This is a genomic window from Streptomyces sp. NPDC005494 (assembly GCF_042872025.1).
Classification (GTDB): domain Bacteria; phylum Actinomycetota; class Actinomycetes; order Streptomycetales; family Streptomycetaceae; genus Streptomyces.
On record NZ_JBIAJR010000002.1, the window covers coordinates 426,174 to 443,695 of the forward strand.

A 17,522-nucleotide genomic window follows, 5' to 3' on the forward strand; every position below is an offset into this window, starting at 1 on the left:
GCCCCGGCCACGCGGGCCACCCCTGAGACTCGTTCCATCGGGTGCAAATCGGCGCATCCCAGGTGTCGAGAGCCGACGCGGACGGAAGTTTGTGCGAGCAGTTGGTCATGAAGCATGATCAGATTTCTTCGGACCGCCGTAGCCTGCTGCGTCTCGCCCTGGCCTTGGGGGCCGCCACCACGGTGCACCTGGTCGCCGCGGACCCGGCCGGCACGCCGGTGCGGCCCGGCGGCGAGCCACCGGCGCCGGCCTCGGGGCCCCCGGCGAGAGCCCAGGCGGGCCCCGGCACCTACCGGCTGCGCCCGATGACGTCGACCGCCCCGCCCCGCTTCCGGCCCGCCACGCCGCCGGTCCGTACCCGCCCCTTCGAGGAGCTGCCGGAGCTGGGCCGCGACGCGATGGTGCTCAGCTTCGACGACGGCCCCGACCCGCGGTACACCCCCGGCATCCTGGCCACGCTGCGGACGTACGACGTCCGCGCGATGTTCTTCGTCTGCGGCGGGATGGCGGCGGACAACGCCGACCTGCTCCGCGAGATGGCGGACGACGGGCACGTGGTCGGCAACCACTCCTGGTCGCATCCGCTGATCCCCAAGCTCTCCCGGGCCGGGATCCGCGACGAACTGGGCAGCACCAGTGAGGTGATCGAGAAGACGCTGGGCGCCCCGCCGCTCTGGTACAGGGCTCCTTACGGCGCCTGGAACCGCAACTCCTTCGAGATCGGCGCCGCGATGGGGATGGAGCCGATGGCCTGGACCGTCGACACCCTGGACTGGACCACGCCGGGTACCGACACCATCGTCCGCCGGGTGAAGAAGGGTGCGGCGCCCGGTGTCGTGGTGCTGTCGCACGACGCGGGCGGTGACCGGTCCCAGAGCGTGGCAGCGCTGCGCCGGTATCTGCCCGCGCTCATCGAGAGGGGTTACCGCCCGACCGTCCCGCACCGCAGCTGACGGCGGTCCGGGCTCCCGCACGGTTCAGCGGGTCTCGACCAGCCGGGCGAAGACCACGACGTTCCCGTCGTATCCGCCGGCCTTCGTGTAGCCCCCGCCGCAGGTGATGACCCGCAGTTCGGCGTGGCCGGTGTCGCCGTACACCAGGGGGCCGGGGAAGTCGTTCTTGGAGAAGACCTCGACGCCGTAGATCTCGAACACGGCGGTCCGGCCGTCGAACCGGGACACCTCGATCTGCTGGCCCTTCGTCAGGGATCCCAGCCCGTAGAAGACCGCCGGACCCGACAGGTTGTCCACGTGGCCGACCACCACCGCGGTGCCGCGCTGTCCGGGAGCGATGCCGTTCTGGTACCAGCCGGCGAGATTCGGGTCCTGGGCGGGGGGCGCCTCGATCCACCCGGCCGGATCCAGGTTCACATCGACGATGGGCGCGTCGACCTGGATCGACGGGATCTGCACGCGGGAGGCGGGGGCGTAGGCGAGCGGCTGCACCGGCTCGCTGTCGGCCGGCGCGGACACCGCCGAGTCCCGGGGGCCCGCGACCGAGGCCGCGGCTGCGGGCTGCGGCGGTCCGGGGGACGTCTCCACGCCGTTCCGCATCAGAGCGAGCCCGGTGAGCATCACCAGAGCGATGGCGCCCCACGGTGTGTGCCTTCTCCGCTCCGCGCCCCACTGGTCCCGGCCCATGGTTCTCCCTTCGTCGCGACATCGCACACGCTAGGCGCGCGCCCGCGCGGCGGCGATCAGGGAGGAGCGAACGGGTGGCCGCCGACCGGGCACCGACGACCGCGACTTCATTTCGGAGTAATGAGCGGATAAAAGTTCTGACGGTCCGTGACCTGCGGATCCGTCAGATACATGCCTCGTCGTACGGCGTGTCGGCTCACCAGGGTGGAGCAGTGCCGAAGTGCGACGAGTGGCGGGTCTGGTGAGGGTTCGTCATGGGACGCGTTCTCGTCGAATGATTCCGGAGGACAGGACTCCGGGGCGCTTCCCGCTGGAGGTTCAACGATGCGTGCTTCACGCACTCTCGCGGTGACCGCGACCGCGTTCGCGGCCGTCGGGCTCGCCGCACCGCTGGCAGCCGCAGGCGGCGGCCCGGGCAGCAACCCGACCAACGTACCGACCAATGTCACCGTCAACCCTTCCGCGGTCCACCAGGGCGCCACGATGCAGGTCAGCGCGGAGGGCTGCGGCCGTTCCGGCGGCAAGGTGTGGTCGAACGCCTTCCCGACGGTGAACCTCTCGCCGGGCCGGGTCGGCTACGCGACGGCGCACATCAGGGACGACGCGACGCCCGGTCAGTACAGCCTGTCCGTGCGCTGCAACGACAGCGGCAACAACTTCGGTGGCGGCAACGGAGGTGACGGCGGCCAGGGTGGCAACGGCGGCGACCGCGGCCAGGGCAACCAGGGCAACCAGGGCGGCAACGGCGGTCAGGGTGGTAACGGCGGTCAGGGAGGCAACGGCGGCGGCGGTCAGGGCGGTAACGGCGGCCAGGGCGGCAACGGTGGCGGTGGCCAGGGTGGTGACGGAGGGAACGGGGACCGGGTCGCGACGGCACGCTTCACCGTGCTTCACTCCCGGGGCGCTCAGGGTGGCCTCGGTGGCTCGATGGGCCCCAGCTCCGTCGAGATGCAGGTCGGTGGCGGCCTCGTCGCAGCCGCCGCGGTCGGCGGTGCCGTATTCGTCGTCCGTCGCCGGATGAGCAATGCGGCGATCTGACGCGTCGAACTTCCCGTCCGGCCCGATACGCCCGTCGCCCCGAGTCCTGGATCAGGACCCGGGGCGACTGCCGTGCCGGCAGGGGGCGGCCGGCTCTCAGTGCTGACGGCTGGTACGCCGTTTGCGCAGGAAGTAGACCGAGCCGGCCGCGGCGGCCGCCACGAGCGCGGAGCCGGCCGCGATCTCCGCGGGGTCCATCGTGTCGACGCTGCCGCCGAGACCGCCCAGCACCCCGCTGGGGGAGGCCGTGGAACTGGTCGTGGGGGCGGTGGTCGGGGAGGCCGAGGGGGAACTGGTGGCAGCACTCGTGATGGTCAGATTCGCCGACCGGGTGGTGGTGCCGCAGCGGAAGGTCACCTCGTAGACCGCGCCCCGGCGGGCGTCCCAGTCGACGGTGGCCGTGGCCGAACGGCCCCTCGGGATGGTGGTGGTGTCGAACACGCCCGAGAACGCGGTCGCGTCACTGGTGCACCCCACGGCGCCGAGGGTCACCTGGCCTCCCGGCGCGACCGTCGACGGAGTGATGGTCGGCGTGAACGAGGTGGACGTGCCGCCGGTGGGCGCAAGAGCCGATGCGGTGGAAGCAGTCAGTAGGCAGGCGGCGGCGCCCAGCAGGGCGGCGGGTGCGACACGTATCGCGCGCATGGTGAATCCTCCGGGTCCCGAGGGGCAGCCGCGGAACGGATTTCCGCGAGCGATGAGAAATGCCCCTCGATGCCCGAAACGCTAGAAGTGCTACATATCACCCGCGATCGGGGTCAGGCCAATGGGGCTACCTTGTCCCCCGCCCGGCTCACCGGCCGGGGGACGAGGCGGGCGGTTCCGGTGCCGGCCCTAACCCTTCGCGGCGTGCGGGAAGAGATCGACGAACGGGGCAGTGGTCGCCGAGATGCCGCGGCCGAACGGCGCGTCGAAGTCCCAGATGAGGAAGAGCAGGAAGGCGATCAGCACGCTGAAGAGGCCGGCCAGCAGCAGTTCGCGGAAGGTTCTGCGGATCTGCAGCGTGAAGATCAGCCCTACCGTGACCACCGCCCCCGTGATCAGGCCGAACCAGACCACCCCCGGCATGGTCGCGCCCGCGTTCTGTCCCCGCGCCCCCCGTGCGTCGTCGACCGCGGCCACCTGGTCCACCAGCGGCTGGTACGCCTGCCCTTCGTGGTCCGTGCGTGGTACGTACTCCGTGACGTCGGCGCGTACACGGTCCAGGAGTCTCGTGCCCTCCTCGGTGAGGCTCCCGTGATCCGTCATCCACCTCCACTCGTCGCCCACCACATGAGCCACGTACGCGTCGACGTCGGCGCGGATGCGGTCGCGGACCTCGGCCGGGTAGACGGCCGACCGTGCGCTCACCTCGTGCAGTGCCTGGGCCTCCAGGCGTACGGATTCCTGGGCGGCGCCGCGCGCCTCCCAGACGCCGGCGATGGCCAGGCCGAGCACGATCGCGTACACCACGCCGATCATCATCGTCATGTACTCGATGACGTCGGGGGTCTCGGACGGGTCGTCGTCCTCGGCGATGCGGCGGTTGCTGAGGACCGCGATCGTCAGGACGACGGCGCAGGCCGACGCCATCGCGATCGTGAGTACAAGCCATTCGGACATGAGTTCCCTTCGTCGGTCAGCGGGAGGAGCGGGGCCGCAGCACGGCCACGGCGAAGACGGCGGGCGCGGTGATCAGAAGAGTGAGCGAGACCAGTGACGGTCCGCTCCTGGGCGTCTTGCGGGGCGGCTTCCGGTAGGACGGGAGCGCCACGGGCGACGGGGCGGGCGGGGTGGGGCGCGCGCTGGTCCGCGTCGGCGACGGTTCCGGCGCGGGTTCCGGCCGGGGCGGCTCGGGGGCGGGCGGTGGAGGCGGCGGAGGCGCCGGTGCCGGTGCCGGTGGCGGAGGCGGGGGTGGCGGTGGCGGAGTGGGTGGCGGTGGCGGCGGGGGTGGCTCGGGCGGGGGTTCGGGCTCGGCGATGACCGCCCCGCACCGCCCCTCGCCCGCCACGGCGATGGACGAGCCGCCGTCGCCCTGACCGATGGAGGCGACAGCGCAGTCGTCACCGGCCGCGGCGGGCAACGGGACGGTGAGCAACAGGAGCAGGGTGGCGGCCGTCGTCCGCCATATGCGTGATCCGTACACGCCGGGGAGCATGTTCCCCTCGGCGGCCGCACACGCGGACGTATGCGCCGATTCCCCTGATGGTGGGGACATTCGGTGATTCACGTTTGCGCCCGGCGAAACTTCTTTTCACCCCGTTGAACGTCCCGGTACCCGTCGCCCGTACCTAGGGCCGACAGAGACGTGGGCCCGCGTCACGAACGGCAGCAGGACAACAGGAGTCGACATGAATACCTGGCGGAACGCCTCGCTCGTGGTGACGGCGCTGGCCCTGGTGGCACTGACGACGGCGTGCGGTCAGGAGAAGGGCACCTCCACCGGCGGTCAGGCCGTGGGCAACGCCCTGCCGGCGCAGCAGCAGGCCGAGAGCGGATACGGCTCGGACGGAGGGTACGGGGCGAGCACCGGTGCGAGCGCCGCCCCGAAGGAGGCCGGACAGCTCGCGGTGTGGGACAGCAAGGAGCTGGGCAAGGTGCTGACCGACGGTGAGGGCTTCACGCTCTACCGCTTCGACAAGGACACCGCGGACCCGCCGGCCTCGAATTGCGAGGGCGACTGTGCGAAGACCTGGCCCGTGGTGCCCGCGCGCAACGCCACGGCCGCGGCGGGCACCGACGCCTCACTGATCGGGAAGGTCGCACGGGACGACGGCACCGAACAGCTGACGGTCGGCGGCTGGCCGGTCTACCGCTATGCCGCGGACACCGAGCCCGGGGACGCCAACGGGCAGGGGGTCGGGGGGACGTGGTTCGCCGCGGCTCCGGACGGAAAGAAAGCGGCACCGGGTGCGGACGCTCCCACCGGTGGCGGGCAGGCCGACGCCGCCGGACTTTCGGTCCGTAAGGATCCGGAACTCGGGGACATCGTCGTCGACAAGCGCGGCATGACGGTTTACCGCTTCAAGAAGGACTCGGCCTGGCCGATGAAGTCCGCGTGCACGGGCGACTGTCTCAAAAAGTGGCCTGTGGTCAGCCCCGTGGCGAAGAATGATGTCGAGGGAGTCACCACGAAGGGATTCGTCACGTTCAACCGGCCCGACGGTATCGATCAGCAGTCGCTCGACTGCTGGCCCCTCTACACCTTCTCGGGTGACGCCAAGCCGGGGGACACCAACGGCCAAGGTGTCGGGGGGACATGGTACGCCGTCACCCCCCAGGCGAAGCTCGCCGGAGTGCCCAAGTAGGAAGGGAAGACCCCGTGGTACCGGTCCGTCGCTGAATGTGCACACGCAGCGACGGATCTGCCGCACATGCCTCCGGCGTGTGACCAATAACGGATCTCGAATTTCCGTTTCCGCTCGCTCTCCTGGCGGTCGATCAGTAGCCTCTGGTCCACACTGACCATGAACATGGCCGGATCGCCGTGGCGACTTGTTGGAGACATCGATGGAGCGTCCCGCCTGGGCACCGCAAGGCATAGACATCTCTACGCCGAGCGTGTCTCGCATGTACGACTTCTATCTGGGCGGATCGCACAATTTCGAGGTGGACAGGGAAGCGGCCCGCAAGGCCATGGAGTTCATGCCTGGCCTGCCCAAGGTCATGCAGGCCAATCGGGCATTCATGCGGCGGGCGGTGAAGTACGCCGTCTCTTCGGGCGTCAATCAGTTCCTGGACATCGGGTCCGGCATACCGACGTTCGGAAATGTCCATGAAGTCGCCCAGGCGGCCGACCCGGAGGCCAGGATCGCCTACGTGGACCACGACCCGGTCGCGGTCGCACACAGCCAGGTGGTCCTCGAGGGCAACGATCGGGCGGTCATCGCCGCCGCTGATCTGCGCAAGCCGCAGGAGATCCTGGAACACCCGGAGGTCAGGGGCCTGCTCGATCTGGACAAGCCCGTGGCGCTCCTCCTGGTGGCGGTGCTCCACTTCATCGAGGACGCCGACGATCCGTACGCCGCCGTGGCCGAGCTGCGCGAGGCGCTGGCCCCCGGCAGCCTGCTCGTCCTGACGCACGCCTCGTACGAGGGGATTCCGCTCACCCAGGAGGTGGCGGGCGGGACGGTCGGCGTCTACCGCACCATCCGCAATCCGCTGGTCATGCGTTCGCGCAAGGAGATCAGCCGCTTCTTCGAGGGGTTCGAGATGGTGGAGCCCGGGCTCGTCGCCATGCCCGAGTGGCGTCCGGAGTCCGCGGAGTCCCTCGCGCAGGAAGACCCCTTCACCTACTCGGGCTTCGCCGGGGTTGGGCGCACGGCGTGAGCATTCCCGCCCAGTCGTCCGGCGCGCCGGACGCGGAGCCCGACGGCCCCGAAGGCCGGCTCCGGAGATTCGCCACCATCTGGAGCCGGGCGATCTTCCCCTCCACGGCCACCTCCATGACCCGCCCCGAGTTCGAGGAGCACCTGCTGCCGCTGGCCCGCGAGCTCAGCGCCATCCTCCACGCCCGGGTCTTCGACGCCGCGCCCGCGCACCGCGTCGGCGCCGCCCTCGTGGCGGCGCACTGCACCGACCCCGACGCCCTGAGCTCCACCCTCGGCGTCGTCGACTCGTACCTGGTGCTCTACTGCGGCGGCAACGGGCCCGTGGAGCTTTCCACCGAGGACAGCAGGGCGCGGTGCGCCCGGATCCAGCACCTGCTCGCCGGGGGCTTCACCCAGGCACTGCGCGAGCGGACGCTCGCCGAGCAGGAGGCCATCGCCCGCTCGGCCCTCACCGCCCGCTCGCACGCCGAACAGGCCCTGCACGCCACCGAGGCGCGCTTTCGCGCCGTCTTCAAGGACGCGGCCATCGGGATCGGGATCGCCGACCTCGAAGGCAACATCCTGGAGATCAACGACACGCTCACCCGGATGTTCGGCGGCCTGGAGAACCACGTCCGCAGCCACAAGGTGAACGAGTGGGTCCATCCCGAGGACTCGCCCCACGTGTGGAAGTACTACGACGAACTGGTGCGCGGGGAACGCGAGCACTACAGCGTCGAGAAGCCGTACTACCGCAACGACGGCACCGTCCTCTGGACCAACCTCACCGTGTCGCTGCTGCGGGACGCGGAGGGGCGGCCCGAGTACCAGCTCGCCCTGATGGAGGACACCACCGAACGGCGGCTCCTGAACCTGCGACTGCGCTACGAGGCCACCCACGACGCACTCACGGGCCTGCCCAACCGGACCCTGTTCTTCGAGCGCCTGGAGAAAGCCCTCTCACCGAGGGAAGGCATGCGCTTCGGGCTCTGCTACCTCGACCTGGACGGCTTCAAGGCGATCAACGACAGCCTCGGGCACGCGGCGGGGGACCGGCTCCTGGTGGAGGTCGCCGACCGGCTCCAGAGCTGCGCCACAGCCCCCGGCGAGATGGTCGCGCGGCTCGGCGGTGACGAGTTCGTCGCCCTCACGACGGGACCGGACACCGAGGAGGAGGTCCACGAGCTGGCCGGACGCATCCTCTCGGCGCTCGCCACGCCGGTGCGTCTGGACGGCCGGGAGCTGACCGTACGCGGATCCGTCGGCATCGTCGAAGGACCGTCGGGCGAACGCACCCCCGCCGAGGTGCTGCGCAGCGCGGACATCACGATGTACCGGGCCAAGGCAGCCGGTGGCAACCGCTTCGCGCTCGCGGACGCCGAGGCGGACGCCCGGGCCATCACCCGGCACGGACTGACCACGGCACTGCCCACGGCCCTGGACCGCGGGGAGTTCTTCATCGAGTACCAGCCGCTGGTGCACCTCCGGGACGGAAGCGTGCACGGTGCCGAGGCGCTGGTGCGCTGGTGCCACCCGCAGCACGGGGTGCTCGGCCCGGACCGCTTCATACCGCTCGCGGAACACACCGGGCTGATCGTGCCCCTCGGCCGCTGGGTGCTCGAGGAGTCCGTGCGGCAGGCGAACTTCTGGCAGGAACGCCACACCGACGGCGGCCCGCTGCGGATCAACGTCAATCTCTCCCCGACCCAGCTGCACCACCCGAACCTGGTCGCCGAGACCGTCGACGTACTGGAGCGTTCCGGACTCGAACCCGGCGCACTCTGCCTGGAGGTCACCGAGTCCGCCCTGATCGGCGCCGACGACGACCTGCTCAAGCCGCTGCGTCAACTGGCCGAGATGGGCGTCGACATCGCGCTCGACGACTTCGGCACCGGCTACTCGAACCTGGCGAACCTGCGCCGTCTGCCGGTGAGCGTACTCAAGCTGGACCGTTCCTTCACGCAGGGCATGCAGCACCACCCGGCCGACCCGGTGGACCTGAAGATCGTCGAGGGCATCGTCTCGCTGGCCCACAGTCTCGACCTCGCGGTCACGGTCGAGGGCGTGGAGACCGGCGCCCAGGCCGAGCAGCTGAGGCAGCTCGGCTGCGACACCGCGCAGGGGTGGTACTACGCGCGTCCGGGAGCCCCGGACCGTATCCACGCGCTGGTGCTGGCGGACGCCGTCTGACGGAGCCGAGCTCAGCCGCCGGACGGGCCCGGCCCGCCGGCGGCCGGAGGCGCCACGTGCGGCCCCGCCCCCAGGAGCATCCGCTGCAGCTCGCGCGCCGCGCGCGGCGGCTCCACGTCGCTGCGGTGCGCGAGCGCGATCGTGCGCCGCAGGGCCGGTGAGGCCAGTGGCGTCGTCCGCAGGTCCTGTCCCGCCCGGACGGCGACCATGCGGGGCACGACGGCGATGCCGAGGCCCGCCCGTACGAAGCCGAGGACGGCGTCCATCTCGCCGCCCTCCACCGTGAACGACGGCTCGAACCCCTCCGCCCGGCACGCGGCCACGGTCAGCTCCCGCAGGTCGTAGCCGTGCCGGAACATCACCAGCGGCTCGTTCTCCAGATCGGCGACGCACACGGTGCCCTTCCGGCCGGGTGCGGGCCGCGTCGCCGAGGACACCACCACCAGGTCCTCGTGCAGCAGCTCCACCGTGGTCAGCGCCGGTGACCCGGCCGGCAGGGGCAGGACGAGCAGCGCCAGATCCAGGGCGCCCCTGGCCAGCTGCCGTACGAGGTCGTGGGAGCCGCCCTCCTCGATCAGGAGCTGGATCCCCGGGTGTGCGCCGTGGAAGGCGCGCAGCACGTCGGGCAGCAGGCCGGTGCAGACGCTCGGGGTGGCGCCGAGCCTGACCCTGCCCCGGCGCAGCTGCACCAGCTCCTGCACCTCGTGGCGAGCGGTGTCCGCGTCCGCCAGGATCCTGCGCGCCAGCGGCAGCAGTGCCTCGCCGGCGTCGGTCAGCGCGATGTTCCCCCGTGCCCTGCTGAAGAGTTCGGCGCCCAGCTCGTTCTCCAGAGCCTTGATCTGCTGGGAGAGGGAGGGCTGCGACACGTGCACCTCCTCGGCGGCACGGGTGAAGTGCCTGGCCTCGGCGACGGCCACGAAATAGGCGAGCTGCTGGAAGTGCATGAGGCCGACGATAGCGGAGTCCATAGCTGTTGCCTATGGAGATGAGTCATTTCATGTCTTGGACTGATGATGCCCTCCGCCTCTAGCGTCGTGTCCATGGCATTGGCAACGCGGGCGGACCGACGGCCGTCCATGACGCGTACGCTCTGGGACTCGTCCGTCGGCAAGAAGACGATCATGGCTGTGAGCGGCCTGATCATGCTCGGTTATCTGGTCGTCCACATGCTGGGCAACCTGAAGATCTTCTTCGGATCCGACGAGTTCAACCACTACGCGCACTGGCTCCGGACGCTGGGCGAGCCGTTCCTGCACTACGAGTGGGCGCTGTGGATCGTCCGTGCGGTGCTCGTCGCGGCCGTCGTCCTGCACGCCGTCTCCGCGTACCAGCTGAGCCGCCGCGACCTCAGGGCACGCCCGACGGCGTACGTCCACAAGAAGGCCCGGTCGAGCTATGCCACGCGCACCATGCGCTACGGCGGCGTCATCCTCGCGCTGTTCATCGTGTGGCACATCCTGGACCTCACGACCGGCACCGTGCACAGCGGCGGCTTCCAGGCGGGGCACCCCTACCAGAACGTGCTCGACACCTTCTCGACCTGGTACGGCAACGTCATCTACATCGTCGCCGTACTCGCGCTCGGCCTCCACGTCCAGCACGGGTTTTGGAGTGCGGCGCAGACCCTCGGAGTGGGCAGCGCCGCCCGGGACCGCGTCCTGAAGACGCTGGCCAATGTCCTCGCAGTCGTACTGACGGCCGGCTTCGTCTCCGTGCCCGTCGCCGTGATGACCGGAGTGGTGAGCTGAACATGAGCGACTACACGAACTACCGGACCGGCGAGCCCGTCGTCGACGCCAAAGCGCCCACGGGGCCCGTCGCCGATCGCTGGGACACCCGCCGCTTCGAGGCGAAGCTGGTCAACCCCGCCAACCGCCGCAAGCACACCGTCATCGTCGTCGGCACCGGTCTGGCCGGCGGATCCGCGGGCGCGACCCTCGCCGAACAGGGCTACCACGTCGTCCAGTTCTGCTTCCAGGACTCGCCCCGGCGCGCCCACTCCGTCGCCGCGCAGGGTGGCATCAACGCCGCCAAGAACTACCGCAACGACGGCGACTCGGTGCACCGCCTCTTCTACGACACGGTCAAGGGCGGGGACTTCCGCGCCCGCGAGTCCAACGTCCACCGTCTGGCCGAGATCTCCGTGGAGATCATCGACCAGTGCGTCGCCCAGGGCGTGCCCTTCGCCCGTGAGTACGGCGGCCTCCTCGACAACCGCTCCTTCGGTGGCGTCCAGGTCTCCCGCACCTTCTACGCCCGGGGCCAGACGGGGCAGCAACTCCTCCTCGGCGCCTACCAGGCGCTCTCCCGCCAGATCGCCGCCGGCAACGTCGAACTGCACTCCCGCACCGAGATGCTCGACCTGGTCGTCGTCGACGGCAAGGCACGCGGCATCGTGGCCCGTGACCTGGTCACCGGGAAGATCGACACCTACTTCGCGGACGCGGTCGTCCTGGCCAGCGGCGGATACGGCAACGTCTTCTACCTGTCGACGAACGCCATGAACTCCAACGCCACCGCCATCTGGCGAGCCCACCGCCGCGGCGCCTGGTTCGCCAACCCCTGCTTCACCCAGATCCACCCCACCTGCATCCCGCGCACCGGCGACCACCAGTCGAAGCTGACGCTTATGAGCGAGTCGCTGCGCAACGACGGACGCATCTGGGTCCCGAAGGCCAAGGGCGACGAGCGTCCCGCCGGCGAGATCCCGGAGGACGAGCGGGACTACTACCTGGAGCGCATCTACCCCGCCTTCGGAAACCTCGTGCCCCGTGACATCGCCTCCCGCGCCGCCAAGAACGTGTGCGACGAAGGACGCGGCGTCGGGCCGGGCGGCCAGGGCGTCTACCTCGACTTCGCCGAGGCGATCGCGCGCATGGGCAGGAAGAAGGTCGAGGAGAAGTACGGCAACCTCTTCGACATGTACGCCCGCATCACCGCGGAGGACCCGTACGAGACCCCGATGCGGATCTATCCGGCCGTCCACTACACCATGGGCGGGCTGTGGGTCGACTACGACCTCCAGACCACAATCCCCGGCCTCTTCGCCATCGGCGAGGCCAACTTCTCCGACCACGGCGCCAACCGCCTCGGTGCTTCCGCGCTGATGCAGGGCCTCGCCGACGGTTACTTCGTCCTGCCCTCGACCATCAACGACTACCTGGCCCGCAACCCGCACACGGAGGAGATCGACGCCGCCCACCCCGCGGTCGCCGAGGCCGTCGCCGAGACGGAGGACAGGCTCAACCTGCTCCTCGCCGTCGACGGGGACCGCACCCCGGACTCCTTCCACCGTGAGATCGGTGAGCTCATGTGGGAGTTCTGCGGGATGGCCCGCACCGAGGAGGGCCTGCGCAAGGCCCTCGACCGGATCCCGCAGATCCGCGAGGAGTTCTGGCGCCGCATCAAGGTGCCCGGCACCGGCGAGCAGTTCAACCAGTCGCTGGAGAAGGCCAACCGGGTCGTCGACTATCTGGAGCTCGCCGAGCTCATGTGCCTCGACGCCCTGCACCGCGCGGAGTCCTGCGGTGGCCACTTCCGCGAGGAATCGCAGACCCCGGACGGCGAAGCCGCCCGCAGGGACGAGGAGTTCTCCTACGCCGCGGCCTGGGAGTTCAGCGCGACCGGCGACGCCCCCGTCCTGCACAAGGAAGACCTCGTCTTCGAATACGTACACCCCACCCAGCGGAGCTACGCATGAAGCTCACCCTGCGCGTCTGGCGCCAGCAGAACGCCGAGGCGCCCGGCGCCATGGCCACCTACGAAGTCGACGGCATCTCGAAGGACATGTCGTTCCTGGAGATGCTCGACACCCTCAACGAGGAGCTCATCCTCAGCGGGGACGAGCCCGTCGCCTTCGACCACGACTGCCGCGAAGGCATCTGCGGCGCGTGCAGCCTCGTCATCAACGGCGACGCCCACGGCCCCGAGCGCACCACCACCTGCCAGCTCCACATGCGCTCCTTCGACGACGGCGACACCATCGACATCGAACCGTGGCGCGCCTCGGCCTTCCCGGTCGTCAAGGACCTCGTCGTCGACCGCTCCTCCTTCGACCGGATCATCCAGTCCGGCGGATACATCTCCGCGCCCACCGGCACGGCGCCCGACGCGCACGCCACGCCGATACCCAAGCCGGACGCCGACTCCGCCTTCGAGCACGCCGAGTGCATCGGCTGCGGTGCCTGCGTGGCCGCCTGCCCGAACGGTTCGGCGATGCTGTTCACCTCGGCGAAGATCAACCACCTCAACGTGCTCCCGCAGGGGGCACCCGAGCGCGAGACCCGGGTCCTCGACATGGTCGCCACCATGGACGAGGAGGGCTTCGGCGGCTGCACCCTCACCGGCGAATGCGCCACGGCCTGCCCCAAGGGGATCCCGCTGCCGTCGATCACCGCGATGAACAAGGAGTGGCTGCGCGCGACCCGCAAGGTACGCCGCTGACCACCCCTCCTCCCGCGGGGAGTCAGTCCGACCGCAACGCCTTCGCCAGGTACGCGGCCGTACGGCTCCCCGCCGCGCGTGCCACCTCCCGCGGCGTACCGGTGGCGACGATCCGCCCGCCCCGGTCACCACCGCCAGGACCCAGATCGATCACGTGGTCCGCGCCCGCCACCACCGCCATGTCGTGCTCCACGACCACCACGGTGCCGCCCGCGTCGACCAGGCCGTGCAACTGCCGCATCAGCAGCTCCACATCGGCCGGATGCAGCCCCGTCGTCGGTTCGTCCAGCAGGTGGAGCGTGTGGCCGCGCCGCGCGCGCTGGAGCTCCGTGGCGAGCTTGATCCGCTGGGCCTCACCGCCCGACAGCTCCGTCGCCGGCTGGCCCAGGCGCAGATAGCCGAGCCCCACGTCCAGCAGTGCCCGCAGACTGCGTTCGGCCGCCGGTGTCCCGGCGAGGAACCCGGCAGCGGCCTCCACCGTGAGGTCCAGCACCTCGGCGATGGTGAGCCCGCGCAGGGTAACCTCCAGCGTCCGCGGGTTGTAGCGCGCGCCGTGACAGTCCGGGCAGGGGGCGTACGTACTGGGCAGGAAGAGCAGCTCGACCGAGACGAACCCCTCGCCCTGACAGGTCTCGCACCGCCCGCCCGCCACGTTGAACGAGAACCGACCCGCCCGGTATCCCCGGGCGCGTGCCGTCTCCGTGCCCGCGAACAGCTTGCGTACGACGTCGAACAGCCCCGTGTACGTGGCGAGGTTGGACCGGGGCGTACGCCCGATGGGCCGCTGGTCGACCTGCACGAGCCGGTCCACGGCCTCCAGCCCCTCGGCGGACGCGCAGCCGGGCGCCGCCGGCGCGGAGACCTCGTCCGCGCTCTCGGCCGGCCGCCGGTCGGCGAGCACCCCGGCCAGCACCTGCCCGACGAGGGTCGACTTCCCCGACCCCGACACACCGGTCACCGCTGTGAGCACGCCGAGCGGGAACGCGGCGTCGACGCCCCGCACGTTGTGCAGGTCCACCCCGCGCAGGGTGATCCACCCCGACGGGGTACGCGGTTCCCGTGCCGGCGCGGAGTCCTCGCCGAAGAGGAAGCGCCGGGTCGCGGACCCGGTGACCGAGGCGAGCTCCGCCGGAGGGCCGCTGTGCAGCACCCTGCCGCCGTGCTCTCCGGCCAGCGGCCCCACGTCCACCAGCCAGTCGGCCCGCCGCACCACATCCATCTGGTGCTCCACCACGAACACCGAGTTCCCCGCGTCCTTGAGCCGCCCGAGCACACCGAGCAGCGACTCCGTGTCCGCGGGGTGCAGGCCGGCTGACGGCTCGTCCAGCACATAGACCACGCCGAACAGTCCCGAGCGCAGCTGGGTGGCGAGCCGCAGTCGCTGGAGCTCACCGGACGACAGGGTCGGCGCCGTACGGTCGAGGCTGAGATAGCCGAGGCCCAGCTCGGTCACCGGCTCGATCCTGGTCAGCAGGTCGGCCGTCAGCACCCGGGCCGTGTCACTGCCGCCCCCCGACTCCAGCAGCACCTCGGTCAGGGTGGTGAGCGGGATCGCGACCAGGTCGGCGATCGTACGCCCGGCGAAGGTGACCGCCATGGCCTCCGGACGCAGTCTGCTGCCTCGGCACACCGGACACGGCGAACTGGTCAGGAAGCGCTCGGCCTTCGCCCTCAGCGTGCGGCTCCTGGAATCCGCGAACGTGTGCATCACATAGCGGCGCGCGCTCATGTACGTGCCCTGGTACGGGCGCTGGATACGGCCCGCGTCACGCACCGGGTGGACCGTCACCACCGGCTGCTCGTCGGTGAACAGGATCCACTCCCGCTCCTCCTGCCCGAGCTCCCGCCACGGCCGCGCGGTGTCGTGGCCGAGGGCGTCGAGCACGTCGCGCAGGTTCTTGCCCTGCCAGGCACCAGGCCAGGCGGCGATCGCCCCGTCCCGGATCGACAACGACGGGTCGGGTACGAGCAGGTCCTCGGTCGTGCCGTGCACACGGCCCAGCCCGTGGCACTCGGGGCAGGCCCCGGCCGCCGTGTTCGGCGAGAACGCGTCGGAGTCGAGCCGCTCCGCGCCCGGCGGATAGGTGCCCGCGCGTGAGAAGAGCATGCGCAGCGAGTTGGACAGCGTGGTGACCGTGCCCACGGAGGAGCGCGAACCGGGTGCCGAGCGGCGCTGTTCCAGGGAGACGGCGGGCGGCAGGCCGGTGATCTCACCGACGACCGGAGCCCCGACCTGATGGATCAGCCGGCGGGCGTACGGGGCGACGGACTCGAAGTAGCGGCGCTGGGCCTCCGCGTAGATCGTCCCGAAGGCGAGGGAGGACTTCCCCGACCCCGAGACGCCCGTGAAGACGACGAGAGTGTCGCGCGGGATGTCGACGTCCACATCGCGGAGGTTGTGCTCGCGCGCGCCGCGCACCCGGACGTACGGATCGTGAGGGGTCGGCATCGCTGGTACGGCTCCGTGGGTCGGTGGTCATGGTCCTGCCGGTGATCCTCGCGCACATGACCGCGCACGAGGACCACCGGCAGTGCGGGGACCGCGGAGCTACACCATCGGGTCCATGCCGCGGTCGCGCATCGCGCTCTCCTGCTCACTCTGCTCCCGCAGACGGCGCGCCTTGTCCTGGAGGCGCTGCCGCTGCTCCGGATCGGTGGCGCGCTCGGCCGCCTCGTTCAGTTCCTGCGCCTTGGCACGCAGCTGCTGCGCTCGGCCACCGGACTCACCTGCAACGCTCATGATCACTCCTGGATCTGGGGGGAGCGGACAGGATCAGCGAATCAGCGCGCAGGTCCGGCTGCATCTCGAGCGTCACGCCCGGTGGCCGCCCTCGGTGCCCCGTTCGGACCGTCCGTCCGGCACGTGTAGGTGCGAGGGTGTGGGGTAGTGGCTGCGGCGGTGCAGCACCGCCGTCCGACAGTGAGGAGAGGCGCCATGCCCGCAGGATCCAGCGCCAAGCGAGAACGCCAGTACGAGCACATCAAGGACAGTGCCGAGCAGCGCGGCACCTCCACGAAGCGCGCCGAGGAGATCGCGGCGCGCACGGTCAACAAGGAGCGCGCACGCTCCGGGGAGTCACGCACCGCGAGCCGGACGTCCCTGAAGGACCCCAAGTCGGCCTCCGAGCGCGGTGGGCAGCGCTCCCACAGCGGAGCCCAGGGACCGACGAGGGACCAGCTCTACGAGGAGGCCAAGAAGAAGAACGTCGAGGGACGCTCGTCCATGAACAAGGAGGAACTGCGCAAGGCCCTCGGGCGCTGACGCCCCGAGCCGTGCCGCCGGCCGCCGTCTTCTAGGCTGGCGCCGTGAGCGATGACACCCGGCCGCTGGCCGTATTCGATCTCGACGGCACTCTGGCCGACAGTGGTCACCGGCAGCACTTCCTCGAAGGCCGGCGCCGTGACTGGGCGGGGTTCTTCGCCGCGGCACCCGACGATCCTCCGCTGGAGGAAGGGGTGGGGCTGGCCCTGGCGAGCGCCGAGGAGTGCGAGGTCGTGTATCTGACCGGCAGGCCCGAGCGGTGCCGCCGGGACACCGTGGCCTGGCTGGAGGAGCAAGGGCTGCCCAGGGGCAGCCTCCACATGCGCCGTAACGACGACCGGCGTCCGGCCCGCCGCACCAAGCTGGAGATCCTGGAACGGCTGGGCCGGACGCGCGAGGTGCGGGTGCTCGTCGACGACGACGAGCTGGTGTGCGACGCGGCCGAACTCGCCGGATTCACCGTCGTACGGGCCCGGTGGGCCGTCACCGCGCAGGCGATGAGGGACGCGCAGGAGCGCGAAGGGCGTACGTGACCGGGAGCGCCGGCGTTGTACGTGATGCGGGAGCGCCGGCGTCGTACGTGATGCGGGAGGGGGCGTACGTGACCGGAACCGGCCGGTGCGGCGGCCCGGGCGGACGGGGAGACCGGAGCCCGGCATG

At 70.7% G+C, this 17,522-nt stretch carries 16 protein-coding genes and 1 pseudogene; 10 read left to right on the forward strand and 7 right to left on the reverse strand.

The annotated features are described in order from the left end of the window. Window positions 1–107: 107 nt before the first annotated feature. Complete coding sequence (locus tag ACFYQ6_RS07670) at window positions 108–953, forward strand: polysaccharide deacetylase family protein (RefSeq protein ID WP_388761450.1); 846 nt, start codon at window positions 108–110, stop codon at window positions 951–953. 24 nt (window positions 954–977) lie between these two features. Here the strand turns inward: ACFYQ6_RS07670 and ACFYQ6_RS07675 are convergent, their stop codons facing one another. After that, complete coding sequence (locus ACFYQ6_RS07675; RefSeq protein ID WP_356742723.1) at window positions 978–1,640, reverse strand: class F sortase; 663 nt, start codon at window positions 1,638–1,640, stop codon at window positions 978–980. Between the two features lie 858 nt (window positions 1,641–2,498). On the opposite strand from ACFYQ6_RS07675, the pseudogene ACFYQ6_RS07680 reads away from it, so the two are divergent. After that, window positions 2,499–2,678, forward strand: a pseudogene (locus tag ACFYQ6_RS07680) (hypothetical protein); the annotation flags it as partial. A gap of 96 nt (window positions 2,679–2,774) precedes the next feature. Here the strand turns inward: ACFYQ6_RS07680 and ACFYQ6_RS07685 are convergent. From ACFYQ6_RS07685 to ACFYQ6_RS07695, 3 genes are all read right to left on the reverse strand, one after another. After that, window positions 2,775–3,323: a hypothetical protein gene (locus ACFYQ6_RS07685; protein WP_361572639.1), complete on the reverse strand. Its 549-nt coding sequence runs from the start codon at window positions 3,321–3,323 to the stop codon at window positions 2,775–2,777. Between the two features lie 189 nt (window positions 3,324–3,512). Further along, window positions 3,513–4,280, reverse strand: a complete 768-nt coding sequence (locus tag ACFYQ6_RS07690) for a hypothetical protein (protein ID WP_361572637.1) — start codon at window positions 4,278–4,280, stop codon at window positions 3,513–3,515. A gap of 16 nt (window positions 4,281–4,296) precedes the next feature. Beyond that, entirely contained in the window at window positions 4,297–4,803 is a 507-nt protein-coding gene (locus tag ACFYQ6_RS07695) for a hypothetical protein (protein WP_388762268.1), read from the reverse strand. Between the two features lie 205 nt (window positions 4,804–5,008). Here ACFYQ6_RS07695 and ACFYQ6_RS07700 point away from each other — a divergent pair, with 205 nt between their 5' ends. The 3 genes from ACFYQ6_RS07700 (at window position 5,009) to ACFYQ6_RS07710 (ending at window position 9,157) form a co-directional block, all read left to right on the forward strand. Continuing rightward, window positions 5,009–5,965: an SCO0930 family lipoprotein gene (locus tag ACFYQ6_RS07700; RefSeq protein ID WP_361572633.1), complete on the forward strand. Its 957-nt coding sequence runs from the start codon at window positions 5,009–5,011 to the stop codon at window positions 5,963–5,965. Window positions 5,966–6,167: 202 nt separating this feature from the next. Further along, window positions 6,168–6,986, forward strand: a complete 819-nt coding sequence (locus ACFYQ6_RS07705; RefSeq protein WP_361572631.1) for an SAM-dependent methyltransferase — start codon at window positions 6,168–6,170, stop codon at window positions 6,984–6,986. Beyond that, the gene (locus tag ACFYQ6_RS07710) at window positions 6,983–9,157 is read left to right on the forward strand and encodes a putative bifunctional diguanylate cyclase/phosphodiesterase (RefSeq protein WP_388761455.1); all 2,175 of its coding nucleotides are present in this window, start codon (window positions 6,983–6,985) and stop codon (window positions 9,155–9,157) included. The genes ACFYQ6_RS07705 and ACFYQ6_RS07710 overlap by 4 nt, the downstream gene beginning before the upstream one ends. 11 nt (window positions 9,158–9,168) lie before the next feature. Here the strand turns inward: ACFYQ6_RS07710 and ACFYQ6_RS07715 are convergent, their stop codons facing one another. Further along, window positions 9,169–10,101 (reverse strand): LysR substrate-binding domain-containing protein, encoded by a 933-nt coding sequence (locus ACFYQ6_RS07715; RefSeq protein WP_361573405.1) that lies wholly within the window; start codon window positions 10,099–10,101, stop codon window positions 9,169–9,171. A 96-nt stretch (window positions 10,102–10,197) separates the two neighbouring features. Here ACFYQ6_RS07715 and ACFYQ6_RS07720 point away from each other — a divergent pair, with 96 nt between their 5' ends. The 3 genes from ACFYQ6_RS07720 to ACFYQ6_RS07730 are packed head-to-tail and all read left to right on the forward strand — an operon-like array spanning window position 10,198 to window position 13,600. Next, window positions 10,198–10,905: a succinate dehydrogenase gene (locus ACFYQ6_RS07720; RefSeq protein WP_388761458.1), complete on the forward strand. Its 708-nt coding sequence runs from the start codon at window positions 10,198–10,200 to the stop codon at window positions 10,903–10,905. A 2-nt stretch (window positions 10,906–10,907) separates the two neighbouring features. Further along, a complete protein-coding gene (locus ACFYQ6_RS07725) occupies window positions 10,908–12,857 on the forward strand; it encodes a fumarate reductase/succinate dehydrogenase flavoprotein subunit (protein ID WP_388761461.1) in 1,950 nt (649 codons plus the stop codon). Further along, on the forward strand, window positions 12,854–13,600 hold the full coding sequence (locus ACFYQ6_RS07730; protein WP_361572623.1) for a succinate dehydrogenase/fumarate reductase iron-sulfur subunit: 747 nt from the start codon (window positions 12,854–12,856) through the stop codon (window positions 13,598–13,600). Before ACFYQ6_RS07725 ends, ACFYQ6_RS07730 begins: the two co-directional genes overlap by 4 nt. A gap of 22 nt (window positions 13,601–13,622) precedes the next feature. Here the strand turns inward: ACFYQ6_RS07730 and ACFYQ6_RS07735 are convergent, their stop codons facing one another. Together ACFYQ6_RS07735 and ACFYQ6_RS07740 are read right to left on the reverse strand one after the other, a co-directional pair. Continuing rightward, window positions 13,623–16,049 carry an excinuclease ABC subunit UvrA gene (locus ACFYQ6_RS07735; RefSeq protein ID WP_361572621.1) on the reverse strand — a complete coding sequence of 809 codons (2,427 nt, stop codon included), beginning with the start codon at window positions 16,047–16,049 and terminating at the stop codon, window positions 13,623–13,625. Window positions 16,050–16,148: 99 nt separating this feature from the next. Then, window positions 16,149–16,340 carry a DUF6381 family protein gene (locus tag ACFYQ6_RS07740; RefSeq protein ID WP_145805255.1) on the reverse strand — a complete coding sequence of 64 codons (192 nt, stop codon included), beginning with the start codon at window positions 16,338–16,340 and terminating at the stop codon, window positions 16,149–16,151. Between the two features lie 195 nt (window positions 16,341–16,535). Here ACFYQ6_RS07740 and ACFYQ6_RS07745 point away from each other — a divergent pair, with 195 nt between their 5' ends. Both ACFYQ6_RS07745 and ACFYQ6_RS07750 read left to right on the forward strand, forming a co-directional pair. Continuing rightward, window positions 16,536–16,862 (forward strand): plasmid stabilization protein, encoded by a 327-nt coding sequence (locus ACFYQ6_RS07745; protein WP_361572619.1) that lies wholly within the window; start codon window positions 16,536–16,538, stop codon window positions 16,860–16,862. 44 nt (window positions 16,863–16,906) lie between these two features. Next, window positions 16,907–17,395, forward strand: coding sequence for a hypothetical protein (locus ACFYQ6_RS07750; RefSeq protein ID WP_361572617.1), 489 nt, complete (start codon window positions 16,907–16,909; stop codon window positions 17,393–17,395). Window positions 17,396–17,522 lie beyond the last annotated feature (127 nt).